Source organism: Pseudomonas sp. H3_C08, from assembly GCF_054669455.1.
Map to the genome: position 1 here is coordinate 5434141 of NZ_CP162803.1, position 19420 is coordinate 5453560.

General features: G+C 59.7%; 17 protein-coding genes and 1 tRNA gene. 14 read left to right on the plus strand and 4 right to left on the minus strand.

The genetic code is table 11. The annotated features are described in order from the left end of the window. A complete protein-coding gene (gene pgaC / locus AB4N74_RS24790) occupies positions 1 to 1356 on the plus strand; it encodes a poly-beta-1,6-N-acetyl-D-glucosamine synthase (protein WP_093440350.1) in 1356 nt (451 codons plus the stop codon). After that, positions 1353 to 1880 carry a poly-beta-1,6-N-acetyl-D-glucosamine biosynthesis protein PgaD gene (gene pgaD, locus AB4N74_RS24795; RefSeq protein WP_460089443.1) on the plus strand — a complete coding sequence of 176 codons (528 nt, stop codon included), beginning with the start codon at positions 1353 to 1355 and terminating at the stop codon, positions 1878 to 1880. Before pgaC ends, pgaD begins: the two co-directional genes overlap by 4 nt. A 102-nt stretch (positions 1881 to 1982) precedes the next feature. On the opposite strand, the gene AB4N74_RS24800 is transcribed toward pgaD, so the two are convergent. Beyond that, positions 1983 to 3512: an FAD-dependent oxidoreductase gene (locus AB4N74_RS24800; protein WP_460097502.1), complete on the minus strand. Its 1530-nt coding sequence runs from the start codon at positions 3510 to 3512 to the stop codon at positions 1983 to 1985. A gap of 139 nt (positions 3513 to 3651) precedes the next feature. On the opposite strand from AB4N74_RS24800, the gene AB4N74_RS24805 reads away from it, so the two are divergent. The 5 genes from AB4N74_RS24805 to AB4N74_RS24825 all read left to right on the plus strand — a co-directional run bounded on the left by AB4N74_RS24805 (position 3652) and on the right by AB4N74_RS24825 (position 7474). Beyond that, positions 3652 to 4212, plus strand: a complete 561-nt coding sequence (locus AB4N74_RS24805) for a YbhB/YbcL family Raf kinase inhibitor-like protein (RefSeq protein WP_093440364.1) — start codon at positions 3652 to 3654, stop codon at positions 4210 to 4212. An 87-nt stretch (positions 4213 to 4299) separates the two neighbouring features. After that, a complete protein-coding gene (locus AB4N74_RS24810; RefSeq protein WP_460097504.1) occupies positions 4300 to 5979 on the plus strand; it encodes a vWA domain-containing protein in 1680 nt (559 codons plus the stop codon). Positions 5980 to 6009: 30 nt separating this feature from the next. Beyond that, complete coding sequence (locus AB4N74_RS24815; protein WP_460101225.1) at positions 6010 to 6591, plus strand: RNA polymerase sigma factor; 582 nt, start codon at positions 6010 to 6012, stop codon at positions 6589 to 6591. Next, positions 6588 to 7184, plus strand: a complete 597-nt coding sequence (locus tag AB4N74_RS24820; RefSeq protein ID WP_460097505.1) for a hypothetical protein — start codon at positions 6588 to 6590, stop codon at positions 7182 to 7184. Before AB4N74_RS24815 ends, AB4N74_RS24820 begins: the two co-directional genes overlap by 4 nt. Before the next feature lie 20 nt (positions 7185 to 7204). Further along, the gene (locus AB4N74_RS24825) at positions 7205 to 7474 is read left to right on the plus strand and encodes a hypothetical protein (RefSeq protein ID WP_460097507.1); all 270 of its coding nucleotides are present in this window, start codon (positions 7205 to 7207) and stop codon (positions 7472 to 7474) included. A 77-nt stretch (positions 7475 to 7551) separates the two neighbouring features. On the opposite strand, the gene AB4N74_RS24830 is transcribed toward AB4N74_RS24825, so the two are convergent. Beyond that, positions 7552 to 7628 (minus strand) — tRNA-Arg (locus AB4N74_RS24830). A 442-nt stretch (positions 7629 to 8070) separates the two neighbouring features. On the opposite strand from AB4N74_RS24830, the gene gabD reads away from it, so the two are divergent. From gabD to AB4N74_RS24845, 3 genes are all read left to right on the plus strand, one after another. Beyond that, positions 8071 to 9513, plus strand: coding sequence for an NADP-dependent succinate-semialdehyde dehydrogenase (gabD, locus tag AB4N74_RS24835; protein WP_093440380.1), 1443 nt, complete (start codon positions 8071 to 8073; stop codon positions 9511 to 9513). Between the two features lie 184 nt (positions 9514 to 9697). Then, on the plus strand, positions 9698 to 10975 hold the full coding sequence (gene gabT, locus AB4N74_RS24840; protein ID WP_007917687.1) for a 4-aminobutyrate--2-oxoglutarate transaminase: 1278 nt from the start codon (positions 9698 to 9700) through the stop codon (positions 10973 to 10975). Between the two features lie 140 nt (positions 10976 to 11115). Beyond that, positions 11116 to 12327 (plus strand): HDOD domain-containing protein, encoded by a 1212-nt coding sequence (locus AB4N74_RS24845; RefSeq protein WP_460097509.1) that lies wholly within the window; start codon positions 11116 to 11118, stop codon positions 12325 to 12327. Between the two features lie 135 nt (positions 12328 to 12462). Here AB4N74_RS24845 and AB4N74_RS24850 read toward each other — a convergent pair whose 3' ends face one another. Both AB4N74_RS24850 and desA read right to left on the minus strand, forming a co-directional pair. Next, entirely contained in the window at positions 12463 to 13452 is a 990-nt protein-coding gene (locus AB4N74_RS24850) for a GGDEF domain-containing protein (RefSeq protein ID WP_093440388.1), read from the minus strand. Positions 13453 to 13595: 143 nt separating this feature from the next. Then, positions 13596 to 14780: a delta-9 fatty acid desaturase DesA gene (desA, locus tag AB4N74_RS24855; RefSeq protein WP_034151820.1), complete on the minus strand. Its 1185-nt coding sequence runs from the start codon at positions 14778 to 14780 to the stop codon at positions 13596 to 13598. A 146-nt stretch (positions 14781 to 14926) separates the two neighbouring features. Between desA and dibA the strand changes: the two genes are divergently transcribed. The 4 genes from dibA to cysT all read left to right on the plus strand — a co-directional run bounded on the left by dibA (position 14927) and on the right by cysT (position 19407). Next, positions 14927 to 16846: a phosphodiesterase DibA gene (gene dibA, locus AB4N74_RS24860; protein ID WP_320336028.1), complete on the plus strand. Its 1920-nt coding sequence runs from the start codon at positions 14927 to 14929 to the stop codon at positions 16844 to 16846. Between the two features lie 237 nt (positions 16847 to 17083). After that, complete coding sequence (oscA, locus tag AB4N74_RS24865; RefSeq protein ID WP_034151822.1) at positions 17084 to 17266, plus strand: sulfur starvation response protein OscA; 183 nt, start codon at positions 17084 to 17086, stop codon at positions 17264 to 17266. A 135-nt stretch (positions 17267 to 17401) separates the two neighbouring features. Beyond that, positions 17402 to 18415, plus strand: a complete 1014-nt coding sequence (locus tag AB4N74_RS24870; RefSeq protein WP_034151823.1) for a sulfate ABC transporter substrate-binding protein — start codon at positions 17402 to 17404, stop codon at positions 18413 to 18415. A gap of 173 nt (positions 18416 to 18588) precedes the next feature. Further along, positions 18589 to 19407, plus strand: coding sequence for a sulfate ABC transporter permease subunit CysT (cysT, locus tag AB4N74_RS24875; RefSeq protein ID WP_007917680.1), 819 nt, complete (start codon positions 18589 to 18591; stop codon positions 19405 to 19407). Positions 19408 to 19420: the final 13 nt, after the last annotated feature.

The following is a 19420-nucleotide window of genomic DNA, read 5'->3' on the forward strand; positions in this document are numbered from 1 at the left end:
ATGCTGGATAGACTGTTAGCCCTGCTTGTTCTGGCGCTCGTCCTCGGCGTGCCGCTGGGGCTGATCTTCCTGGTCACCGGGCAGTTCCTGATGGACTTCGTGTTCTTCTACCCGTTGTTCATGTCCGGGTTGTGGATTGCCGGCGGCCTGTACTTCTGGCTGCACTGGGAACGCCACTGGCCGTGGCAGGACGACACCCTGCCACCGCCACTGGAAGGCGAGCCGCTGATCTCGATCCTGATCCCTTGCTACAACGAAGGCGACAATGCCGCCGATACGATCCACGCGGCGCTGGCCCAGCATTATCCGAACATCGAAGTTATCGCGATCAACGACGGCTCGAAGGACAACACCGCGCAAGTGCTGGATGCGCTGGCCAAGGAAGATCCGCGCCTGCGCGTGCTGCACCTGGCGGAAAACCAGGGCAAAGCCGTCGCCTTGCGCATGGGCGCTATCGCAGCGCGCAGTGAGTATCTGGTATGCATCGACGGTGATGCGCTGCTGGCGCCGAACACCGCAGCCTATCTGGTCGCACCGATGCTGGATAACGCACGCCTTGGCGCGGTGACCGGTAACCCGCGGATCCGAACGCGCTCGACGCTGGTCGGGCGGGTGCAGGTCGGTGAGTTCTCATCCATCATCGGCTTGATCAAGCGCACGCAACGGGTATTCGGGCGGATTTTTACCGTCTCCGGGGTGATCGTCGCGTTCCGCCGTACCGCGTTGAACCGCGTCGGTTACTGGAGCCCGGACATGATCACCGAAGACATCGATATCAGCTGGAAGCTGCAACTCGACCACTGGAGCATCTTCTACGAGCCGCGCGCGCTGTGCTGGATCCTCATGCCGGAAACCCTCGGCGGTCTGTGGAAGCAACGACTGCGCTGGGCGCAGGGCGGTGCCGAAGTGCTGTTCAAAAACATTCGTGGTATCTGGCAGTACCGTCACCGTTACCTGTGGCCGCTGCTGTTCGAATACTGCCTGTCGACCGGTTGGGCGTTCACCTTCTTGTTGTCGGTAATCTTCTGGGGCGTCGGCAAGTTTGTGGTCATGCCCGAGGCGATCGCAGTGGATCACCTGATGCCACCGGCATTTACCGGTTTGTTGCTGGCGTTCGTCTGTCTGGTGCAGTTCGCGGTAAGCATCGTCATCGATCGGCGCTATGAGCCGGGATTGGGCCGCACGATGTTCTGGGTGGTCTGGTATCCGTTGGTGTTCTGGCTTATCAGCCTGCTGACCACGTTGGTCAGCTTCCCCAAAGTGCTGTTCGGTCAACATCAGAAACGTGCGCGTTGGGTCAGTCCTGATCGGGGCATCAAACCGATCGGCGACGACGAAGAGGAGGTCATCAAATGAAAATCATCCGGACTCGCCAGCGGCCCTTTCTGGTAGTGATCGATGTGATCCTCACCGTTGTGGCCTGGGTTGGCCTGCTGTTTCTGCTGATCCGTGGCTTATGGCCGCTGATCGAAACTCACGCGGGCGGGCCGCTGCTCGATAAGTCGGCGTTCGACGCGCTGGGCACCCTGCAGATCTATCTGTGGGTGGCCTTGGTCAATGCGGTGATTCTGATCGGTTGGGCGCGTTATCAGCAGCGCAAAAGCCGCAGCTTCGCCCAGCGCCGCTTGCCATCGCCGGTGATTGACGATGAAGGGCTGAGCAAGAGTTTCAAACTCTGCGATGACCGCTTTCAGAAACTGCGCACGCCTGGGGTGATGACCATTCATAACGATCAGGAGGGTGACATCAGCCATGTGGTGACACATTTCTGGCCGGTTCATCCGCAGGAATTGCCACCGCCGCTGGCACCACTGGAGCATCCGCGGGTGATCTTTCTGCATGCTGAAGATGACGATAATCGCGAACCCCTTCCCCGTTAATTAATCGTTCCCACGCTCTGCGTGGAAATGCCTCTAGGGACGCTCTGCGTCCAGTGACGCGGAGCGTCACGGGCTGCATTCCCACGCAGAGCGTGGGAACGATCAAGCGTAATCGCGGATCAATGTCCAGGCCTCTTCCATTGCCAGCGGTTGCTTCATCCGTTCGGCCAACAGCGCCATTGCACGTTCCTTTTCGCAGGCGACTGCAGCGACCAGCACACCGTTTCTGCCGAACAGACCGATAAAGGGCGGATTTTCGGGTTCGCCGAGAAACTCCACCTCATCCCAGTGTTCGGCGTGGCCGAGGTAGTCGTAATTCTTGCCGAAGTGCCAGGTCCAGAAAAACGGCACGTCGAGGTAATGTTCTTCGCCACCGAGCATATTGGCCGCGGCGATGCGTGCGTGTTGCTGGGCCAGGCGCCAGTGTTCGATACGCTGCAACTGGCCGTTCAGCGGGAAGGTGGCGATGTCGCCGATCGCCCACAGGCCGTCCGTAACGCGCATGCCGTCATCGACGCGCAGTGACTGATCTTTTTCCCTCGGCAGTGACGCGAAGGCCTCGGTGGCCGGGTGCACGCCGACCCCGGCCAGCACCAGATCCGCCGAAAGACGCAGGCCATTGTCCAGCAATACGGCCTCGACTTTGCCTTCGCCGATGATCTCGGTGGTTGCGTGTTCGGTGATGAACTTCACCCCGTTCTGTTCGTGCAGCGCGCGAATCGCTTTGCCCACGGCTTCACCGAATTGCGCAGCGAAGGGAATCGCGTGGCGAGCCAGCACCGTGACATCGAGACCATACTGGCGCAGGGCCGACGCACATTCGAGGGCGATGAAGCTGTCGCCGATGATTACCGCACGTTGCTCCTCTCTGGCAGCGTGCATGATCCGTTCTGCCTGAGCTTTTGAGCGCAGCACGAATACCTGCGGAAGATCTGCGCCAGGTAAATCCAGCGGATTGGGCTCGCCGCCAGTGGCGAGCACCGCCGCGTCATAGCGCTGCGTCTGGCCATTGTTGAGGTGAAGGATTTTGTTCAGTGCGTCGATTGCGCTGATTTCGCCTTGTTGGCGTTCAATGCGCTGGTCTTTATAGAAGTCATCTTCACGCAGCGGCGGTATTTCTTGCGGGGGCATCTCCCCGGCAAGGACAAATTTGCTCAGCACCGTACGGTCGTAACCCGCCCCCGGCTCGTGATCGATCATCACGATCCGGCCACCGAAACCCTTTTCCCGCAACGCCGCCGCGCACGCTGTACCTGCCGCGCCGGCACCGACAATCACGAAAGTGCGCGAATCGTCCGCCGGCGGCGTATGCGGGTCGGGCAACGGCTGATCATCGACCCAAACCTCGTCGCCACGCAGCTCCAGCGGATAGCGCTTGAGGCTGTCGAGCGCCGGGGGCTCGCACAACGCACCATCCTCGGCGCGAAACGCAGCCTTGTGCCAAGGGCAAATCAGCCGTCCGTGACACAACGCACCGTCAGCCAGCGGTGCGCCGGCATGTGGGCATTCGCCCTGATAGGCACGTAATTGCCCACCGGCGCGCAGCAGCACGATCTTGCACGCGCCGATTTCAACTTGCAGGCCACGGTCTTCTGGGACATCGGCGATACGGGCGACACGGTGCACTGGCATGATCGGCTTCCTCACGGGCATTTCTCTTGTGAGTTTGCGCGGTAGTGCGAGGTTCAGCCATTTGCTACTGCCACGGCGCGAACGGTACAGCTATAGTTTGCAAGCCGACGACGGCCCAACTGCACAAGGTGCTCCCGGAATGACCCGATTGACCTCTCTCAACCCATGGCTGGCGGCTCTCGCCGTCACCCTTTGCGTGCAGTTTCCGGCGCAGGCCCAGGAGCGTTTCACCCTGAACATCCCGGGTGTTTCCGATAACCGCCTGTTTACCTCGGCCGCGGCCAGCGATGCACCCGGTTGCGGCGGCAAGAACCAGTCGCCGGCGCTGAGCTGGAACGCTGGACCCGTCGGCACCCAGAGCTACGCGATCGTCATGCACGACCCGGATGGCCAGAAAGGCCTGGGCGTCGATCACTGGATTCATTACGGCATCAAAGCCACTACGCACCAGATTGCAGCGGGCGTCGGTGCCAAATCCGCGCTCGAAGGTCTCGGCGGCACCAACAGCAAGGGCAACACCCATTACATGGGGCCGTGCCCGCCAGTGGGCGACAGTGCGCACCACTACATCATCCAGATCTACGCGCTGGATCTGGCCCCGGACGCCTTGCCCGCCGGTCTGACCCGCGCCGAGCTGATGGAAAAAATCAAAGGCCATGTGCTGCGCAACAGCAGTGCGGTGCGGCGTTATCACCGCTGAAAATATTTTTAGCGGCGTTTAACCCGAACTGAAAGGGCTGCCCGTCTCAGTGGATGAATGATCAATTTCATCCCGAGGTCAGCCCCCATGTCTCATTCTCTTTTGCGTCCTGTTGCGGTTGGTGTGCTGCTGGCGCTCGCCGGTTGCGGTGCTTCGTCCACACCCGATTCCGCTGCTGTGCCAGCGCCGGCGCAGCCTGAGGTGCTGGTTCAACAGGAAGCCGTGATGGCTGACAGCTCAATGGCCAAACGCGCGCTGTACAGGATGCCCAATGCGGGCAGCGCGCCGATGCCGTTGAGTGAAAGTTATCCACAGAGCTATCGCGACGAGCAGCGCGAGCAGTATCAGACGTTGGCCGATAACCCGATCCACAGCGTCGCCGAGACGCCGGTTTCGACTTTCAGTGCCGACGTCGATACGGGCGCTTATGCCAACGTCCGCCGCTTGCTCAATCAAGGTCGACTGCCACCGGAAGGTGCGGTGCGGCTGGAGGAACTGGTCAATTACTTCCCCTACGACTACGCGCTGCCCAGTGATGGCTCGCCCTTCGGCGTGACCACCGAGCTGGCCGCTTCACCGTGGAACCCGCACACGCGCTTGCTGCGTATCGGCATCAAGGCCTCCGACCGCGCCTTGGCGGAACTGGCCCCGGCCAATCTGGTATTTCTGGTCGACGTGTCCGGCTCGATGGATCGCCGCGAAGGCCTGCCGATGGTCAAAAGCACGCTGAAATTACTGGTCGATCAGTTGCGTGATCAGGATCGCGTTTCGTTGGTGGTGTATGCCGGCGAATCGAGAGTGGTACTGGAGCCGACCTCCGGACGCGAGAAAGCGAAAATTCGTACAGCCATCGAGCAATTGACCGCCGGTGGCTCGACCGCTGGCGCCTCGGGTATCGAACTGGCCTACCAAATGGCGCAGCAGGCCTTCATCCCCAAAGGCATCAACCGCATCCTCCTGGCCACTGATGGTGACTTCAATGTCGGCGTCAGCGACTTCGACAGCCTCAAACAAATGGCTGTGGATAAACGCAAAAGCGGGATTTCGCTGACGACCCTGGGTTTCGGTGTGGATAACTACAATGAGCACTTGATGGAACAACTGGCCGACGCAGGCGACGGTAACTACGCCTATATCGACAACCTGCGCGAGGCACGCAAAGTATTGGTGGATCAGTTGAGTTCGACCCTCGCCGTGGTGGCGCAAAACGTCAAACTGCAGGTGGAATTCAACCCGGCGCAGGTCAGCGAATATCGCCTGCTCGGCTACGAGAACCGTGCGTTGAAGCGTGAGGATTTCAGCAATGACAAAGTCGATGCCGGCGAAATCGGCGCAGGACACACGGTGACCGCGTTGTACGAAATTGTTCCGGCGGGCGAGCAGGGCTGGCTGGAGCCGTTGCGTTACGGCAAATCCGACGCTGTTGTTTCGGCAAAGAGCGGAGAATTAGCAATGCTGCGTGTGCGTTATCAACAGCCTGAAGGTGGGAAAAGTTTGCTGATCGAGCGGCCGATTGCCAATCGGGTCACGCCTGCCAGCGAAGACCTGCGCTTTGCCGCTGCAGTTGCCGCGTTTTCCCAGCAGCTCAAGGATGGTCGTTACACCGGCGACTTCAGCCTGAAAGATACGGAGACACTGGCCCGTGGCGCGCGTGGCGATGATCGCTTTGGCCTGCGTAACGAGTTCGTGCAACTGGTCGAGCTGGCGCAGAGCTTGCGCAACTCAACTGTAGCGAGCGCACAGCCCACTGAACGACGGATTGAATAAGTGAGTCGTCTGAAAAGCTTCATCAGTCAGCTGTTTGCCTCGGCAGACAGCTCAACTGCCAGCAGCGACGAATCGCTGCTGGCGCGTTATCGCGAGGGCGACGGCGCGGCGTTCGAGATCTTGTACGCGCGCCATCGTCAGGGTTTGTACCGGTTTCTGCTCGGTTTGAGCGGCAAACCGGAACTGGCCGATGAGGTGTTTCAGGAAACCTGGTTGAGCCTGATCCGCAGCATCAGTCAGCCACAAGGGCGGGCGACATTTCGTACGTGGTTGTTCCAGATTGCCCGTAATCGCCTGATCGACCACTGGCGCAAACACGGCGCCCGGCAACCGCTGCATGACAGCTATGACGAGCAAAATCACGCTGTCACCGATGAGGCGAACGATCCCGAACAACTGCTCAGCCTCAGTCGTGATAGCCAGCGTCTGGAAAGCGCCCTGCAAACCCTGCCCGCCGACCAGCGCGAGGTGTTCTTGCTGCGCGCCCACGGCGACCTCGACCTGGCACAAATCGCCAGCCTCACCGAAACACCGCTGGAAACCGTCAAAAGCCGCTTGCGCTATGCCCAGCAAAAACTGCGTCGGCTGCTGGCCGAGGAGGTACTGACATGACTGACGCCCGCCAGACACCCGAAGATTCGCTGATCAAGCATGTGCGCGAACAGCACAATGCCGAACCGCCAGCGCACCTTGATGCGTTCATCCTCAACGCTGCGCAGCGTCAAACCCCTGCGCCGAAACCAAGCCTGTGGCAACGCTGGGCGGATTTATGTCGCAAACCACGCTGGCAAGTTGCGTTCGCCAGTCTCTTCGGCGTGGCTTTGATGTTATCACTGGTACAGCGCGCCCCTGAACCGCTGCGCCAGTATGACTACGCGCCAGCCCCCGAGCTTGCCGTACCGATGACCGACACGGACTCAGCGCAGCTGCACCGATTGTCCGCTCCGGCCGGCGCCATGCCGGCACCTGCGCCGATGATGGAAATGGCGGCGCCGATGCAAGATCAAGCCATCAGCGCCGATGAAGCCAAATTCAGCAAACGCGCCACCGCCCCGGCCAACGGCCTCGACGCACAACTGCGCGAAGTCCTGCGCCTGCGCGAATCCGGCCAGTCGCAAGCCGCCGACAGCCTGTTCAACAACCTGCACAAACGCTACCCGAACACCGATCTCGACGCCCGACTCCAACAGTTGCAGAAAAAATGACCGCCTGACCCCTCAGCCATTTGGCATTGCCCCGCAAAAACGCGCACTATCGGGGCATTGCCGATGCGCTGGAGGACAACGTGGCAGCAAAAATTGACCGCATCGCCCAACTGCTCAACTGCCCGGAGAAGGGCGAAGAGATGCGGCGAGCGATTACCGAGACGCGTAAGGAATTTCTGCTGAATCAGCCGGAAGAGGATGTCGTTGATGAAGACGACGTTTTTGAGGAGGTTGAGGAGGAAGAGGATGACGATGATGATTACGACGAGTTCGACTGGACGACAGAGTAACGTCGTTCCTGTCCATTTGCGTCACCCACAAAAAAGCCCCGGACCATCACAGTCCGGGGCTTTCTCGTTTAAATCAATGGTGCACCAGGCGGGATTCGAACCCACGACCCCTGCCTTCGGAGGGCAGTACTCTATCCAGCTGAGCTACTGGTGCAGCGGGCGACATCATACCTAGGTCGACTCGGGGCGTCCATGCTGGGTTTCGGCGCGGATTGTCAGTATGCGTGTCGGCGCAAATCGCTGCATTCCATAAAGCTGTAACGTCCTGCAAAACCCTCGCTTGGCGCTTTGGCGTGGTTGATCTAAGGTTTTCCTGCGGCGGGGGCTTTTGGCTCGTTGATCTGAAAAATTCCACAAATACGCCGTTTTTGTTCTTTTTTTCGAACGACCTATTGTCCTTTAACCCCTTTGATCCTACGATCCGTTTGAGATTTCAAACGCTCGTTGACCGGGCGTTGAAGCGCCGGTGTTTCGAATCGTGCACTGTCGATGCGCCACGCCCGGTCACTGATTTCCCTGACGGCAGCCTTGCGAGGCGCCTTTCTACAATCATAATTTGCTCCGCGCAGGCCGCGGTGCTGTTAAGGAAAGCCGACATGCAGCTTAAAGACACCCTGTTGTTCCGCCAGCAAGCCTTCATTGATGGCGCTTGGGTCGATGCGGACAACGGTCAGACGATCAAGGTCAACAACCCGGCCACCGGCGAAATCCTCGGTACCGTGCCAAAAATGGGCGCTGCCGAAACCCGCCGTGCCATCGAAGCCGCCGACAAGGCGCTGCCAGCCTGGCGTGCCCTGACTGCCAAAGAACGTGCCGGCAAGCTGCGTCGCTGGTTCGAACTGATGATCGAGAACCAAGACGACCTCGCACGCCTGATGACCCTCGAACAGGGCAAGCCGCTGGCTGAAGCCAAGGGCGAAATCGTTTACGCCGCTTCGTTCATCGAGTGGTTCGCCGAAGAAGCCAAGCGCATCTACGGTGACGTGATTCCGGGCCACCAGCCAGACAAACGCCTGATCGTGATCAAGCAGCCAATCGGCGTGACCGCCGCGATCACCCCGTGGAACTTCCCGGCGGCGATGATCACCCGTAAGGCCGGTCCAGCACTGGCTGCCGGTTGCACCATGGTGCTCAAGCCAGCTTCGCAAACTCCGTTTTCCGCTTTCGCGTTGGCCGAACTGGCCCAGCGCGCGGGTATTCCTGCAGGCGTGTTCAGCGTGGTCTCCGGCAGCGCTGGCGACATCGGCAGCGAGCTGACCAGCAACCCGATCGTGCGCAAACTGTCCTTCACCGGTTCGACCGAAATCGGTCGTCAACTGATGTCGGAATGCGCCAAGGACATCAAGAAAGTCTCGCTGGAACTGGGCGGCAACGCACCGTTCATCGTGTTCGACGACGCGGACCTGGATAAGGCTGTCGAAGGCGCGATCATTTCCAAGTACCGCAACAACGGCCAGACCTGCGTCTGCGCCAACCGTCTGTACATTCAGGATTCGGTCTACGACGCGTTCGCCGAGAAGCTGAAAGTGGCGGTGGCGAAACTGAAGATCGGCAATGGTCTGGAAGACGGCACCACCACGGGTCCGCTGATTGACGAAAAAGCCGTGGCCAAGGTGCAAGAACACATCGCTGACGCCGTAGCCAAAGGCGCCACCGTGCTGGCTGGCGGCAAGCCAATGGAAGGTAACTTCTTCGAACCGACCATCCTCACCAACGTGCCGAAAAACGCCGCTGTGGCCAAGGAAGAAACCTTCGGTCCGCTGGCGCCGCTGTTCCGCTTCAAAGATGAAGCCGAAGTGATCGCGATGTCCAACGACACCGAGTTCGGTCTGGCCTCTTACTTCTACGCTCGCGATCTCGGTCGTGTGTTCCGCGTCGCGGAAGCGCTGGAATACGGCATGGTTGGCGTCAACACCGGGCTGATCTCCAACGAAGTCGCGCCGTTCGGCGGCATCAAGGCCTCGGGCCTGGGCCGTGAAGGCTCCAAGTACGGCATCGAAGATTACCTGGAAATCAAATACCTCTGCCTGGGCATCTAAGCCCTGTAAGAGACCGCTGCAAACGCAAAGGGCACGAGAGCGCTGTCCCTTTGCGTCGTTTCAAACCGGAATTTTCTCTGCGGCCAGGAACGCCGTGGCAGTCGATCATCGCATGCTGCCACCGTCGATTTCTCCCGCTAATCCTTGAACCACGCCGCCCGATGAGCGGCGAATGAGGACTGTAATGAGCAAGACTAACGCTGAACTGATGGCCCGTCGTACCGCAGCTGTTCCACGTGGTGTCGGCCAGATTCACCCGATCTTCGCTGAATCGGCGAAGAACGCCACCGTGACTGACGTTGAAGGTCGTGAATTCATCGACTTCGCCGGCGGTATTGCGGTACTGAACACCGGCCACGTGCACCCGAAAATCATCGCCGCCGTGACCGAACAGCTGAACAAGCTGACTCACACTTGCTTCCAGGTACTGGCTTACGAGCCGTACGTTGAGCTGTGCGAGAAAATCAACGCCAAGGTGCCAGGTGATTTCGCCAAGAAAACCCTGCTGGTCACCACCGGTTCCGAAGCCGTTGAAAACGCCGTGAAAATCGCCCGTGCCGCCACTGGCCGCGCTGGCGTGATCGCCTTCACCGGCGCTTACCACGGTCGCACCATGATGACCCTGGGCCTGACCGGTAAAGTCGTGCCGTACTCGGCCGGCATGGGCCTGATGCCAGGCGGCATCTTCCGCGCGCTGTACCCGAACGAACTGCACGGCGTGAGCATCGATGATTCGATCGCTTCCATCGAACGCATCTTCAAGAACGACGCTGAGCCGAAAGACATCGCCGCGATCATCATCGAACCTGTGCAGGGTGAAGGTGGTTTCTACGTTGCGCCGAAAGAGTTCATGAAGCGTCTGCGTGCCCTGTGCGACCAGCACGGCATCCTGCTGATCGCTGACGAAGTACAGACTGGCGCTGGCCGTACCGGCACCTTCTTCGCCATGGAGCAGATGGGCGTTGCTGCCGACCTGACCACCTTCGCCAAATCCATCGCAGGCGGCTTCCCGCTGGCCGGTGTGTGCGGCAAGGCCGAATACATGGACGCCATCGCCCCGGGTGGCCTGGGCGGCACTTACGCCGGTAGCCCGATCGCTTGCGCCGCTGCGCTGGCGGTGATGGAAGTGTTCGAAGAAGAACAACTGCTGGACCGCTGCAAGGCTGTCGGCGAGCGTCTGGTTACTGGCCTGAAAGCTATCCAGGCCAAGTATCCGGTGATCGGCGAAGTCCGTGCCTTGGGCGCGATGATCGCGGTCGAGCTGTTCGAAAACGGCGACAGCCACAAGCCGAACGCCGCCGCTGTAGCGTCCGTTGTGGCCAAGGCGCGCGACAAGGGCCTGATCCTGCTGTCCTGCGGCACCTACGGCAACGTTCTGCGCGTCCTCGTACCGCTGACCTCGCCGGACGAGCAACTGGACAAAGGTCTGGCGATCATCGAAGAGTGCTTCTCGGAGCTGTAAGCCGCGCACTGTGTGATCGGATAGACAAAAAAACCCGCTTCGGCGGGTTTTTTTTCGCCCCGTGAACCTATCAATTGCTTTAGCGCTGTATCGAATGGCCAGCATTGGCTAAGGTTCAGGCATTGCAAGGGAGAGCGCGCATGACTGCCGTTGATTTACCCGCCGTACCCCGAGTGCTGATTGCCGAGGCCGATCCGTGGTCCCGGGACCTGCTCAAACAAGTGCTCCTGAACGTGCGTTGCGATGCGCGGATAGACTTGTGCGCCGACGGGCAGCAAGCCCTGTCATTGCTCAGTGAAGTGCCGTATGACCTGGCGATCGTTGATTGGGAGTTGCCCGGCATCGATGGTTTGAGCGTGCTGCGCAGCGTGCGCCAGCGCAAACGCAATCCGCCGCTGCCGTTCATCCTGATGAGCAGCCGCAACGACAGCGCCAGCGTGCGCGAAGCGATTCCGTTGGCACCAACGGCCTATCTGACCAAACCACTGAACATGGAAAGCCTGACCGAGCGTTTGCAGGGCTTGCTGCTGAATGCCGGTGAAGAGGTTTTCTGTGAAGTACCGGCATTGGCGCCGGGCATGACCTTGTCGGTGTTTCTCGAGCGACGTCGTGAGCAGGCTGACGGTGCGCCGTTGATGACCGATGTGCAGGTGGCGGTGAAGCGCAGCCTCAACCCCAATGGCCTCGATCTGAAGCTGTTGGAAGATGAGATCAAGACCGACCCACAAATCACGGCGGTGCTGATCGCTGCGGCCAACAGCGCGGCGCAGCACCATGGCGCGCCGGTGCAGACACTGGCGCAGGCCCTGCATCGGCTGGGCACCGGGCAGAGCATGAACCTGATTCTGGGGCTGGCACTCAAGCGCAGCGCCAGGCTCAGCGATCCATGTCTGGCGGACTATGCCGAACGTTACTGGGGGTTGTCGCTGCACACCGCTGAATATGCGCGCACCCTCGCGCGGCTGCTCGATCTCGATCAGGAACGCTGTTACTGCGCGGGCATGCTGCATCGCCTGGGTGATCTGGCGTTGTTGCGTTGTCTGCAGGAGTGGAAACAAGCCGGTGGAGAGCTGGATGAGTGGGAGGAGGTGGGCGAGGCGCTGGCCGAGTTTGGTGCGGCTTATGGTTCGGCGTTGCGTACCCGATGGCGCCTGCCGCTGGAATTGCGGGAGCTGATTGCGTCGGTCTACCAGCTCGGCGGCGGGGTGTATTCCCGTGAGGCGTTGGTGATGAACATGGCAGCGCAGATGGCGCATCTGACCGAGCATGAAGGCGTTGAGGAACTGGCGAAGAGTCGCACGGCGCGGTTGCTGAAGATTGGCTTGCCGGAATTGATGCGGATGCGCAAATAACCTGACTTACGCAAACCCCTGTAGGAGTGAGCCTGCTCGCGATACTGAGTGTCAGACACCAACGATTCGTTTGACACTCCGCTATCGCGAGCAGGCTCACTCCTACAATGGATCTCTGTGTAGCTGAGATACGGGTCAGGCAGAAATGATGCGGTTCTTGCCCTGTCGCTTGGCCTCATACATCGCCGCATCCGCGCGGGCGAACAGGCTGTCGAGGCTGTCGTCGGTCTCGGTCAGACTGGTCAACCCCTGGCTGACGGTGATACCGAACGTCTGGCCATCATGGCTGAAACTCAACCGTTGAATCTCCTGCTGCAGCCGCTCCGCCACTTGCATGGCCATGTCCGGTGCACAACCGGGAAATACCGCTGCAAACTCTTCGCCGCCAATCCGCCCGAACAGATCCCCTCGACGTAATGACCCGCGCCCGCACTCGGCAATCCGCTGCAACACGTTGTCGCCTTCGGGATGACCGTAGGTGTCGTTGATCATTTTGAAATCATCGATATCCAGCAGCAGAAAGGCCATTTGCGCGCCCTGCACCCGCGCTACTTCGAACTCGCGATTGGCGCACTCGAAGAAGTGCCGGCGATTGCTGCTTTGTGTCAGCACGTCGGTAGTCGCCAAACGGTGCAGCTCGGTTTCCATCTGCTTCTTGTCAGTAATGTCTTCGGCGATGCCGACGATGATCACCGGCTGACCGGGTTCGTCCTGACGGTTGATGAAGCATTTGTCGCTGAGCCAGCGCACCTGGCCGTCGGCGGCGATGATCCGGTATTCGCGATCTTCCACCGCGCCTTTATGCAGCACTTCGGCGAGGCTGCGTTCGGCGTAGTCGAGATCGTCGGGGTAGATGCTGTCGCGCCACTGGTTGTAGTCGGCGAGCAGCAGGCCAGCAGAACGGCCGAAAATCCGTTCATAGGCGGGGCTGACGTACAGCACCTGCCGGGTTTCCCAGTTGAAGGCCCAGAGCACGGCGTTGACGCTGACCAGCAAGGAGCTGAACAGCTGCTCGCGTTCGCTCAGACGAGCGACTTCACCTTGGGCGTGCATCAACGCCATAAGGGTTTGCGCGGCTTCGGGCCACTGCGGGAAGGATGAGTCTTTTTGATTGTTGTTGACCATCGGCACAGATCTCAAAGGACGTGCCGCAATTCGACAACGGCCACAATACAGCCCGCCGGGATGGCGAAGTGTCTTTGAGATAGGCGATTTTTGGCGAAGTTCCGAAGGGTGCACCCGGGAGCCGGGTGCACCGATCAACGGTCTCAGACCGCTGCAGGACGCAACGAGTAGGTTTTCAACTGATCAGCAAATTCGCGCAGGGACTGGATGCCGCTGGCTTCCGCCTCGTGAATCCACTCTTTGATGGCCGCGAGCATGTCGTGGCCATTTGCACTGGTCTTGACCCAGATCTGCTGCAGGGCCAAGCGTTTTTCGTAGATTACCTTCAGCGCCTGGCTGTGCTCGAGCATGGTCTGGATGCGCAAGTGATGACGATCTTCCAGCAGGCTGGTTTCCCGCGACAGCAGACGTTTGGCGCGGTGGAACTGATGACGCACCGAATGATCGACCTTGGCCAGCTCTTGCTTGACCAGCGGGCCGATTACCAGCTTTCGGTACTGGGCCATGATCTGGAAGCGGTTGTTGAGGATGGCCATCGCGGTGTCCATGTCCAGATTGCCCTTGCCTTCGACACGGTGGGCAATTGGCGCGACACGCTGGACCTTGGCCAGACGCAGGAAGCAGAAGACTTTGATCCATGCCCAGCCGAGGTCGAACTCCCACTTTTTCACCGACAGCTTGGCCGAGTTAGGGTAGGTGTGGTGGTTGTTGTGCAGTTCTTCACCGCCGATCAGGATGCCCCAAGGCACCAGATTGGTCGCCGCGTCGCGGCATTCGAAGTTGCGATAGCCGACGGCATGGCCCAGGCCATTGATCACGCCAGCGGCCCACACCGGGATCCACATCATCTGGATCGCCCAGATGGTGATGCCGATGGTGCCGAACAGTAGCAGGTCGATAACGCCCATGATCGCCACGCCCAACAGCGGGTAGCGGCTGTAGACGTTGCGTTCGATCCAGTCTTCGGGGCAGTTCTTGCCGTAGATGCGCAGGGTTTCCGGGTTCTGCGCTTCGGCACGATACAGCTCGGCGCCGGTGCGCAGCACGGTGGAAAGGCCTTTGATGACCGGACTGTGCGGGTCATCTTCGGTTTCGCACTTGGCGTGATGCTTACGGTGGATGGCGGTCCACTCGCGGGTGTTCTGCGCCGTGGTCAGCCACAGCCAGAAACGGAAAAAGTGCTTCAGGCCGGCATTCAGCTCCAGCGAGCGATGGGCCGAGTAGCGGTGCAGATAGACCGTGACGGCGACAATCGTCACGTGGGTCATCAGCAGGGTGACCGCGACCAGAGACCAGGCCGACAAGCCAAGAAAACCTTCGTACCACATAGGCTATAGGGCCCTCGATAAAGATAAAAACAGCCGTTGCATTATCACCAAGCACACAGATAAAACCAGTCGCCCTTTCAGATAAGAGTCGCTGGATGTTTCTTGACCTATAATTCCAACCTTTTTGTAGGGACATGGACAGCCGAATGCGTGCCACTTACCGCGATGCTTTGCGTGCAGCGCTGCTCTATCTCGTACTTGCGGTTGTCTGGCTGCAGGGAACTGATCATTTATTAAACAATTTCTTCGATAACTCCGTCGATCTTGCCCGATGGCAACTGATCAACGGTTACGTGTTTGCGGCGCTCAGCGCCGGGCTGATCTTTCTGGCGCGGGCGCGCTTGTGCGAGTTTCTCGGCATCGGTGCGCGGTTGCGCGAGCGCCACGCTGATCGCGAACGCCTGCGTCAAGCGGCGGCCGTGTTCGATTGCACCCGCGAAGGGGTATTGGTCACCAATCACCAAGGGCTGATCGTGCACGTCAATCGGGCGTTTATCGAGATCACCGGTTATCAGCGTGAAGAAGTCCTCGGGCAGCAGCCGAGCCTGTTCAAGTCCGGTCACCATCCGCCGGGGTTCTACCAAGCGATGTTCGCCACCCTGGAGTCGCAGGGCGAGTGGAGTGGCGAGATCTGGAATCGGCGTAAGAGCGGCGAGATTTATCCACAGTGGCAAACCATCCGGGTCATTCACGATGATCAGGGCCGGCTCAGCCATTACGTTGCGGTGTTTTCCGATATCAGCGCCATCAAGGATTCCGAGCATGAACTCAAACACCTGGCGCACCACGATCCGCTGACCGATCTGCCCAATCGCCTGCTGTTCAGCGACCGCGCCGAGCAGGCGCTGGCTTCGGCGCAGATCCACAAGCGCGGCTGCGCGTTACTGATGCTCGATCTCGATCATTTCAAAATGATCAACGACAGCCTTGGCCATAACGTCGGCGATCGCTTGCTCAAGGCAGTCGCGGCGCGCCTGCAAGAACTGTTTGGCCCCGGTATCACCCTGGCGCGCCTGGGCGGCGACGAGTTCGCGGTGTTGGCAGAGAGTTGTCCACAGCCGGTGCAGGCAGCGGCGCTGGCACAACGGATTCTCGATGCGCTGAAGGAGCCGTTCAGCATTGATGGCAATCAGTTGTTCATCAACGCCAGCCTCGGCATCAGCCTGTTCCCCAGCGACGCGCTAAGCGCCGAGCAACTGTTGCGCAATGCCGATGCGGCGCTGTTCAAGGCCAAGAGCAGCGGCCGCAACGGTTATGCCTTGTATACCGAAGAACTCACCGCCCACGCCCAGCAACGTGTGGAGATCGCATTCGAGTTGCGCCGGGCGCTGGAGCAGCAGGAACTGCGGGTTTATTACCAACCGGTGCATGACTTGAAAACCAGTCGCTTGATTGGCGTTGAAGCGTTGGTGCGCTGGCAGCATCCGCAACGCGGTCTGGTCTCGCCTGCGGAGTTCATCCCGATTGCCGAACGCACCGGTTTGATCGCTGAAATCGACGCCTGGGTCATGCAGCAGGCGTGTCGGCAAATGTGCCAATGGCGGCAGGCCGGAGTGGTGTTGTCGTTTGTCGCAGTGAATGTCTCGTCGCGGCTGTTTGCCCGGCGCGAGTTGTACCAGCAGGTGGCGCAGGTGCTGCACGACACCGGACTGGATCCGGCATATCTGGAGCTGGAAGTCACTGAAAGTGCAGTGATGGATGATCCGGAAGTCGCGCTGGAGCAGATGCACCGTTTGCGCGAATTGGGTATTCGCCTGGCCATCGATGATTTCGGCACGGGTTACTCGTCACTGCTGCGACTCAAGCGCTTGCCGGTGCAGAAGCTGAAGATCGATCAGGGTTTTGTTGCCGGGTTGCCGTGGGATGAGGATGACGTGGCGATTGTCCGGGTGATCATCGCGCTGGCCCGAAGCATGGGCATGCAGGTGCATGCCGAGGGCATCGAGCAGGTTGAGCAGGCGGCGTTTCTGCTTGAGCAGGAATGTGATCTGGGGCAGGGCTATTGGTTTGGGCGGCCGAGTCCGGCAAAGGAGATTGATTGGGCAAGGGCGCCGTTGATTAGCTAAGACAGGGGCAAACTTGTTCCTGCGCTCAGCAAAGGGGCGCTCTGCGTCGGCCCAAAATCGCGGCGCAGAGCGCCGCTGGCTGCATTCCCACGCGGAGCGTGGGAACGATCAGTTTTTCAGTTATATAAAAATTCTTAAATAGTCTTTTTAAGAATATCTGCGCCTCTCTTATATTGCTCCCACGCCGAACGCAGTGCCGCCCACTGCCAGGCAAATCCCATTCAAAGGAGCAGCACCATGAGCGCATCCCTTCGCAGCGTTGACGGTCAGGACGAAACCACCATCTTGCGTGAAATCCAGAGCGCTCTGCGCGATCTGCGTTTCGGCGCGGTGGAGATCACTGTGCACAACGCCCAGGTCGTGCAGATCGAACGCAAAGAGAAATTCCGTTTGCAGCAACCGGGCAAACAACCGGGCTAAAAGATCGCAGCCTGCGGCAGCTCTTACAGGGGGCTGTGCGTAGGAGCTGTCGAAGGCTGCGATCTTTGAACCGACAACACGATTCCCGAAATACATAAGAAAAAGCCACCACCCAGAATTCCAGGAGCTTTCACCATGTCGTCGATTCGCCGTTACGCTTTGGCCGCGCTGGCCAGTGCCGTGTTTGCCGGTTCCGCGGTTGCCAAGGATTACGAACTGCTCAACGTGTCGTATGACCCGACGCGCGAGTTGTATCAGGACTACAACGCTGAATTCATCAAGTTCTGGCAGAAAGATCACGCCGGCGACACCGTGAAAATCCAGCAATCCCACGGCGGTTCGGGCAAGCAGGGCCGTGCGGTGATCGACGGTCTGCGTGCCGACGTAGTGACCCTGGCGCTGGCCGGCGACATCGACGAAATCGCCAAACTCGGCAAGACCCTGCCCGCCGACTGGCAGAAGCGTCTGCCGGAAGCGAGCACGCCGTACACCTCGACCATCGTCTTCCTGGTGCGCAAGGGCAACCCGAAAGGCATCAAGGACTGGGGCGATCTGGTCAAGAACGACGTCTCGGTGATCACCCCGAACCCGAAAACCTCCGGCGGTGCGCGCTGGAACTTCCTCGCCGCATGGGCCTACGGCCTGAAAGCCAACGGCGGTGACGAAGCCAAAGCCAAAGAATATGTGCAGACCCTGTTCAAGCACGTGCCGATTCTCGACACCGGTGCACGCGGTTCGACCATTACCTTCGTCAACAACGGTCAGGGTGACGTGTTGCTGGCGTGGGAAAACGAAGCGTTCCTGGCACTGAAAGAAGATGGCGGCGCCGACAAGTTCGACATCGTCGTGCCTTCGCTGTCGATCCTCGCCGAGCCGCCGGTTGCCGTGGTCGACAAGAACGCCGAGAAAAAAGGCAACGAGCAGATCGCCGAAGCCTACCTGAAGCACCTGTACAGCCCGGCCGGTCAGGAAATTGCCGCGAAGAACTTCTACCGTCCGCGTGATAAGGACGTGGCTGCCAAGTACGCTCAGCAGTTCCCGAAACTGGAACTGGTGACCATCGACAAAGACTTCGGCGGCTGGAAAACCGCACAGCCGAAATTCTTCAACGACGGTGGCGTGTTCGACCAGATTTATCAGGCGCAGTAATCTGACTTCAGCCACACATCAAGCCTGAAGCCAGGCGCAGAAAATGTGGGAGCGAGCTTGCTCGCGAAAGCGCAGTGTCAGACGACGTGGAGTTGGCTGATACTCCTTCTTCGCGAGCAAGCTCGCTCCCACATGGGTGCGTTCAGCGGATCGCTTTTTAACCAAGGACTTTTATGTCGCGTCGTATCTCCCCCGTCATACCCGGCTTCGGGCTGACGCTGGGCTACACCTTGGTGTACCTCAGTCTGATTGTGCTTATCCCGCTGGCGGCGATGTTCGTCCACGCCGCGCAACTCACCTGGGATCAGTTCTGGACGATCATCTCCGCACCGCGCGTGCTGGCCGCCCTGAAGCTGAGCTTCGGCACCGCGCTGTGTGCCGCGATCATCAACGGCATCATTGGCACGCTGCTCGCTTGGGTGCTGGTGCGCTACACCTTCCCGGGGCGCAAGGTGATCGACGCGATGATCGATCTGCCGTTCGCCCTGCCGACAGCGGTGGCCGGTATCGCGCTGACCGCGCTGTATGCGCCGGCCGGTCTGGTCGGGCAATTCGCCGCTGACCTCGGTTTCAAGATTGCCTATACCCCGCTGGGTATCACGTTGGCGCTGACCTTCGTCACTCTGCCGTTTGTGGTGCGTACCGTGCAGCCGGTGCTGGCCGACATTCCCCGTGAAGTCGAGGAAGCCGCCGCGTGCCTAGGTGCGAAGCCATGGCAGGTGTTCCGCCACATTCTTGTACCGGCATTGTTGCCCGCGTGGCTGACCGGTTTTGCCCTGGCCTTCGCCCGTGGCGTCGGTGAGTACGGTTCGGTGATTTTCATTGCCGGCAACATGCCGATGAAAACCGAAATCCTGCCGCTGCTGATCATGGTCAAACTCGACCAATACGATTACACCGGCGCTACCGCCATCGGCGTTTTGATGCTGGTGGTTTCCTTCGTCCTGTTGCTGCTGATCAACTTGCTGCAGCGGCGCATCGAAACCCCATAAGGAGGCGCGAACC